This is a genomic window from Microvirga tunisiensis (assembly GCF_009296175.1).
In the GTDB taxonomy this organism is placed as follows: domain Bacteria; phylum Pseudomonadota; class Alphaproteobacteria; order Rhizobiales; family Beijerinckiaceae; genus Microvirga; species Microvirga tunisiensis.
This window is the reverse complement of the sequence record NZ_VOSK01000343.1, coordinates 1-6181: the sequence shown is the minus strand read 5'-3', so window position 1 is coordinate 6181 and position 6181 is coordinate 1. Positions and strand designations below refer to the sequence as shown.

General features: G+C 59.8%; 6 protein-coding genes. 4 read left to right on the top strand and 2 right to left on the bottom strand.

The genetic code is table 11. The features are described from left to right. Nucleotides 1–176, top strand: a 176-nt coding sequence (locus FS320_RS36075; protein WP_192926244.1) for a transposase, incomplete at its 5' end; no start/stop codon positions are given. 153 nt (nt 177–329) lie between these two features. On the opposite strand, the gene FS320_RS36070 is transcribed toward FS320_RS36075, so the two are convergent. Next, nucleotides 330–1364, bottom strand: a complete 1035-nt coding sequence (locus FS320_RS36070; RefSeq protein WP_162003463.1) for a patatin-like phospholipase family protein — start codon at nt 1362–1364, stop codon at nt 330–332. A 783-nt stretch (nt 1365–2147) separates the two neighbouring features. Between FS320_RS36070 and FS320_RS36065 the strand changes: the two genes are divergently transcribed. Beyond that, nucleotides 2148–2621, top strand: a complete 474-nt coding sequence (locus tag FS320_RS36065) for a GNAT family N-acetyltransferase (protein ID WP_152717163.1) — start codon at nt 2148–2150, stop codon at nt 2619–2621. A gap of 75 nt (nt 2622–2696) precedes the next feature. On the opposite strand, the gene recD2 is transcribed toward FS320_RS36065, so the two are convergent. Beyond that, nucleotides 2697–4895: an SF1B family DNA helicase RecD2 gene (recD2, locus tag FS320_RS36060; protein WP_152717162.1), complete on the bottom strand. Its 2199-nt coding sequence runs from the start codon at nt 4893–4895 to the stop codon at nt 2697–2699. A gap of 46 nt (nt 4896–4941) precedes the next feature. Between recD2 and FS320_RS36055 the strand changes: the two genes are divergently transcribed. Together FS320_RS36055 and FS320_RS36050 are read left to right on the top strand one after the other, a co-directional pair. Then, on the top strand, nt 4942–5517 hold the full coding sequence (locus FS320_RS36055) for a hypothetical protein (protein ID WP_152717161.1): 576 nt from the start codon (nt 4942–4944) through the stop codon (nt 5515–5517). Between the two features lie 80 nt (nt 5518–5597). Then, nucleotides 5598–5963: a GlsB/YeaQ/YmgE family stress response membrane protein gene (locus FS320_RS36050; RefSeq protein ID WP_192926382.1), complete on the top strand. Its 366-nt coding sequence runs from the start codon at nt 5598–5600 to the stop codon at nt 5961–5963. Nucleotides 5964–6181 lie beyond the last annotated feature (218 nt).

Below are 6181 nucleotides of genomic sequence, written 5' to 3'. Positions count from 1 at the left end.
ATCTCGCCCGGGCGGAGTTCGCAACGCTGCGGTTGCGCCTGCTCAAGATCGCCGTGCGGGTGCAGGAAACCACCAGCCGCATCCGACTGGCCTTTGCCTCGTGCTGTCCGGAAGCGGATCTCGTCCGCCGTCTTGCGAGCGCTCTGGCACCCCAGCCCCGGGCGGCCTCGCCCTGAGCGCCGGGGCTGCCATCGCCCCGGTCATCCCATCCCGTCCCTGCCAACGCGTTCCCCACGTTCCAGACCTTGCCGCGGTGAAAGAAACGCAGCGGATCGGCACGCCCGCGCTACCAAATAGGCCCCGAAACAAACTCTGGTGAATAGGAACGGTTAGTTTGCCCGACCCGGCATCTCACCGGACAACCATCGGTCCGCTGCCACGCGCCCCGCCTCCCGTAACTTGAGCAGAAATTCCCAGTCCAAGTTCAGAGCACTTGACTGGCTCAGCAATGGGTACTCGGTCTCAGCCGCGATGTGATAAAGACGAAGCTTCTGGAGTTTCCGGGACAGCCGGGATGCTCCCACTTCAGCGGAAGATAGTTTCGACATAGTCGCAAGGGCGTCCATATCCCGCATGAGCGAGCTATTGAAGGTGATCTGTTCCATTCGCTTCACGATCTCAGATGAGGATGTCGGCATCTCTGCACCAGCAGTAGGCATGATTTGCACAATCAGGGCCTCTGATGATCGTGAGGCGGCGACGAGCGGGATCAGTGGTGGATTGGCCGAGTAACCGCCATCCCAGTACACCTCACCATCAATGGTGACCGCATGATGAATGACCGGGAGACACGCCGACGCCAGAACTGTATCGAGCGTAACATCTTTCTCTCGGAAGACGTGTAGCGTGCCATCCCGCACACGAGTTGCTCCAATCAGCAGGCGCAAACTTGGTTTCGCTCGCAAGGCATCAAAGTCAATCTCGTCGGCCAATAGTCTCTTGAGCGGGTTCACGTTGAAAGGGTTGAATTGGTAAGGGGACAGGACGCGAGTCGCCACTGCCAGTGCCGTACCAGATTGGGCTCGTGGGGCAGCCTCGCTGGCCCGCTTCCAGAAATGGTCTAATCTGTTCCTTGCACCGCTTCGACCTCCCTCAGCGAGACCTGAAGCAAGAAGAACCGCGTTAACAGCGCCAGCACTTGCACCGCTTACAGCGTCAAGCGCGAGATCATCCTCGTCCAGCAGACGGTCGAGAACGCCCCACGTGAAGGCACCGAATGAGCCTCCTCCTTGAAGGGCCAAGGAAAGTCGCCTTCTGGTGGTCTCGGACTTGATGGTGTGGGTCTGGATCGGGGCCAGTGAACGGGCCTCAATCGATTGATCCGGATGAGAGCCGGTAACGAGGTCGTGGAGTGAAAGCTTCATGGCATTCAAACTGTGCGGTGCAGCATGATGTTCCAAGGCCGCGTTGTGGCACCAATCCTCACGTGCGACACATTCGCTAGAATGCCACATCGTTAGACGATTTCTGCCTGGAAAGGCGTCATTCTAGCGGCTTATTCGTCTCTTTCGCTGTGTTCCATGCACCATAGGCATAACAGTTCGCATGCGCTTGGCGTCTGCTGCACTGCGGCAATTTTCATTAACGCATCGGAAACGCAAAAGTGCATGGCAATGCCTAGAGGTAAGATATGGGCTGTCGTGACCGTTTTTCTGGAATCGTTCCTCCAGTGGATCGAGGGCAGGACTCCATGCTCGGTTAATCCCCTCCTTATCAAAGCTCGCCAGCGTTTCCGACCCTTTGTCCGAATACGCCGACGTGAAGAAGTTGCGCGATCGCTTCGGTGAACTCGATGTCTAGGCCATGCCAAGGGTCTGACGGAGCCTGGACAACAATGCAGAGGACTCAGGTCCTGGCACATCGCAGCCATGGTTATACACTGGTGACGCGCAGTAAGCATTGCACGAGAGGCTCGCGCCCGTGGGCATGGCGGGTCTCAAGAGAGTATCAAGAAGACACTTTCGAGCCGGTTCTGGCCCAGACGACCTTCCATGGTATTCCCAGTCGCTCACGAGCCGATTGCGACCTCTACCAGGACGCCCACACCTACTCCACGTAAACTGCACCGGAGAGTCCTATACTGGGTCTCCTATCCCAAGTTCAACCTGAGCATTCCAATGCCAATCCATTAGTGAGATGATGTCGTCATGAGCACATCACATCCACCAGTGCTGGACGCCTCTGGTCGCCGTCTCACCATTGCTGATCGAGCGGACGAGGCTGCCATCCTCAGCTTCGCGCGTGCTTTCCATGCAGAAGACGGTCATCCCCTCAGCGACCAAGGCGAGCGTGCCCTCGGGCACCTTTTAACGGACCAGACCCACGGCCTCGTGTTCAAGATCGAGGGTACTTCCGGAGTGATCGGCTATGCCGTGCTGTGCTTTGGCTACTCGGTCGAACTAGGCTGGCGTGACGTGTTCCTGGACGACTTTTACATCATCCCGTCCGAACGGGGCCACGGTCTCGGGCACTCCGTCATGGATGCGCTGATTGGCTTCGCACGGGAGGCGGGATTTGCTGCTGTTCATCTTGAGGTGATGGCAGGAAATCGCGCAGAGGTCTTTTATCGACGCCTTGGGTTCAAGGACCGAGGCAGCGCCTTTCTCACACTGCGATTATAGCATCGCTGGTTCGGTTCAGTTTGGGAGCACAGCGGAGACTCATCTTTCACGAGTTTGCTGTTACCCGGCCCTCTCTCAAGCTACTGACAACCACTCCCGCAGTTTCGTCCAGCGGCGCTTCATGTTCCCACCGCGCACGGCCATCGCCACAGCCTTCTTCTGCCCGACCAGCACGACAAGCCGTTTCCCTCGCGTCACACCGGTATAGAGCAGGTTGCGGGCCAGCATCGTGAAGTGCTGCGTGACAACTGGAATGATGACGGCGGGATACTCCGAGCCCTGTGACTTGTGGATCGTGGTAGCGTACGCGGGTACTAGGGTGTCGAGTTCACCGAACGGATAGGACACCTCCCGCCCGTCGAACGAGGCGATCAGCGCCCCCTCCTCGTCGTCGATCCGGACGACCATGCCGAGGTCGCCATTGAACACCTCCCGGTCATAGTCGTTCTGGGTTTCCATCACCCGGTCACCGGGCGAGAAGCGCCAGCCAAACCGCTCCACCCTGGCAGGTGGATTGGGATTGAGCACTTCCTGAAGCTGGATGTTGAGGTTGCGAGCGCCCAGCACGCCCCGGTTCATCGGGCAGAGCACCTGCACATCCTTCATCGGATCAAGCCCGAACCGGCGCGGCATCCGTTCCTTGATCATCTGGATGATCTTTGGCACGCCCTCCTCGGGATCGTTGATCTCGACGAAGTAGAAGTCGCTTTCTTCCCCAGCCTTCGGCGGCTCGGGCATCTGGCCCTTGTTGATGCGATGGGCGTTGACCACAATCCGGCTTTCTGCCGCCTGCCGGAAGACTTCGGTCAGACGGGCGACCGGGATGCGCTCAGAGGCGATGATGTCGGCCAGCACCTGCCCCGAGCCGACCGAGGGCAACTGGTCCACGTCGCCCACCAGCAGCAGGCCCGCATGGGGCGGTATGGACTTGGTCAGGGCATTCATCAGCGGCACATCAACCATCGAGGTTTCGTCTACGACGAGGAGATCGCAGTCGAGCGGGTTTTCCTCATTGCGTGAGAAGCCGCCGTGCTTGGGATCAATCTCTAAGAGCCGGTGGATGGTCTTGGCCTCTAGTCCGGTCTGCTCCGTCATTCGTTTAGCCGCACGCCCTGTAGGGGCCGCCAGTGCGACCCGAACACCCTTGGCGACGAGCAGGCGCAGGATGGTGTCGAGCAGGGTCGTCTTGCCGACACCAGGGCCACCGGTCACTACAGCCATCTTGGAGCCGAGCACCAGTTTCAGAGCCTCGCGCTGGGAGGCCGCCAGGGTTTTGCCTGTGCGGCCCTCCACCCAGGGGATGGCCTTGTCGAGGTCAATCTCGGGCCAGGGTGGCGGACCAGACCCGCGCTCAGCGAGGCGGGAGGCGATGGCCTGCTCGGCCAGATGCAGCCCCTTGAGGAACAGGCAGGTCTCGTCACCGATTGTGTCCGAGACGACCTCCCCTTTCGCAAGTTCCTCGGAGATGGCCGTGCGGATCAAGGCCGCATCCACCTCAAGCAGTTGTTCCGCCAGCCGGGTAAGTGCCTCGACCGGCAGGGCGCAATGGCCCTCGTCGGTGGCTGTCTGGAGCGCAAACGAAATGCCTGCCCGGATGCGTTGGGGAGCGGTCTTCTCCATCCCGAGCTTGGCGGCAATGGCATCGGCTGTCCGGAAGCCGATACCGCGTACATCCTTGGCCAACCGGTATGGGTCCTCCGTCATGACCTGAACGGACTCATAGCCGTAGGTTTTGAAGATGCGGACTGCCCTAGCCGTTCCAACGCCGTGCGCATGCAGGAAGATCATGATTTCCCGCACCGCCTTCTGCTCGGCCCAGCCAGAGACAATGCGGGAGGCGCGCATGGGTCCGATCCCAGAAACCTCGGTCAGGCGCTCAGGGGCGGCCTCGATGATCTCGAACGTGTCCACGCCGAAGGCTGACACGATCCGCTTAGCCATGGCCGGTCCGATGCCGCGCATCTGGCCCGAGGCAAGATACTTCTCGATCCCCTCTGCCCCAGTTGGCGGTGTGGTCTTGAGCACCTCAGCCTTAAACTGGAGGCCATGGTCTCTATCACTTATCCATAGACCGCTGGCGGTAATCCACTCCCCTGCGGAAACCGAAGGAGTGTGGCCGACGATTGTTACGAGGTCACGTTTGCCGCGCGTATGCACCTTCAGGACGGCAAAGCCATTGTCCGCATTGTGGAAGGTGACGCGCTCGACCGAGCCCGCGAGGGTCTCCAAGGCAGGTCGCTGATCGGCCTGTGCGGGTCGGAACATCTGATTCATGGTGCCTGCTGGGAGAAATTCCCAGTCTCTTCGACTTTATCGCTGGATGGCGCTGCTGACGAGGTGGAGCTTCTCCGCTCCCATCCCCACTAGGGCTACCAGAACCGACCTCTCGGCGGCTCCCAGCAAGCTCGAAGGAAGATGCAGGAGGTCAAAGCGTGACTTGACCCTGATGTATGTTCTATGTTTGTTCTTTTCGAGGCATAGATCAAGAGAGGTCCACCAGATCATGATTCGCACCGGATCAGACCGAAAGCTCACCGAACCCGGTGAGGCCGAGCAACAGGCAAAGGACCTGAAGCGACTGCTCGCGAAAGCTGAGCAGCAGATCAGGAAGCTGCAAGAGAAGGTCGCGGATCAGAAGCAGCAGATTCGTGAGCTACAAGCTCAGGCCAAACACGAGGATGGCCTTGCTGCCGAGCGCTCGGAACTCAAAGTTGAGATTGCCGACCTGAAGGGTGAGATCAAGGAACTGACCCGCGCCAATCGGGAGCATGTGGAGAAGGTCGATGCGCTCCGGGTCGAGAACGCGAAACTGAAAGCTGGAGCAAAGGTCCACTCACCGAGCAATAGGGCCACAGGGGCAGACCTCTGGGGGTCACCACAACCCTTGCTGTCCTGATGATCGGAGAGGCCGGTCGGTCTACGGTCCTCCCATTGTAGCTCCTGGATAGTTTCTCCACGAGCATCCATATCGAGCGCATGGCGAAAACATCCAAGCCCAACCCAGGCCAAAGGCGAGGTTCGCGCAAGGCACCTGAGCCACCCGGCGCTCGGCTGCCGATCCGCATCAGCGTTGATCGGGAGGCACTGAACGCCCTGGACAAGCGAGCCATCGCTGTCCAGGTTGGGGTCGGTATCGTGGCAGGCTGGCTGGCAAGCTGGCTCGTTGGCGGCTCTGGTCTTCTTCAGTTCGTGATCACCGGACTTGCAGGGTCACTCGTTGGCGGCTTTCTTCTGGATCGGTTCGGCATTGATCTGGGGATTCGAAACCAGACGGCAAATCGCCTCGTCACCGCGACGATAGGTGCAGTGATCGTCGTCCTCCTCGCCCGCATCATCGGCTGAGAGGCATTACTGCCTGCCGCGCTCACATCATCAAGCGCCCTCAGGCGGCTTGATTTCCGAGCAACCGGGCGGCTCCAGAGCCGCCCTTTTTCGTGTGCCGAGCATGTTCGACAGCTTGGAGGTGCAAGTCCTCTACCCAGCCTGATGGCGGCGAAGGGTTAGCAAAGCGCAAGGGCGCCACCGCGAGGTGGGGTCTGAAGGAAGCGTGGAGCAAAACC

What these genes read in the sequence shown, in the direction of transcription:
- FS320_RS36070 (WP_162003463.1), bottom strand. Translation starts at nt 1,364, where the DNA reads ATGAAGCTTTCACTCCACGACCTCGTTACCGGCTCTCATCCGGATCAA.
- FS320_RS36065 (WP_152717163.1), top strand. Translation starts at nt 2,148, where the DNA reads ATGAGCACATCACATCCACCAGTGCTGGACGCCTCTGGTCGCCGTCTC.
- recD2 (WP_152717162.1), bottom strand. Translation starts at nt 4,895, where the DNA reads ATGAATCAGATGTTCCGACCCGCACAGGCCGATCAGCGACCTGCCTTG.
- FS320_RS36055 (WP_152717161.1), top strand. Translation starts at nt 4,942, where the DNA reads ATGGCGCTGCTGACGAGGTGGAGCTTCTCCGCTCCCATCCCCACTAGG.
- FS320_RS36050 (WP_192926382.1), top strand. Translation starts at nt 5,598, where the DNA reads ATGGCGAAAACATCCAAGCCCAACCCAGGCCAAAGGCGAGGTTCGCGC.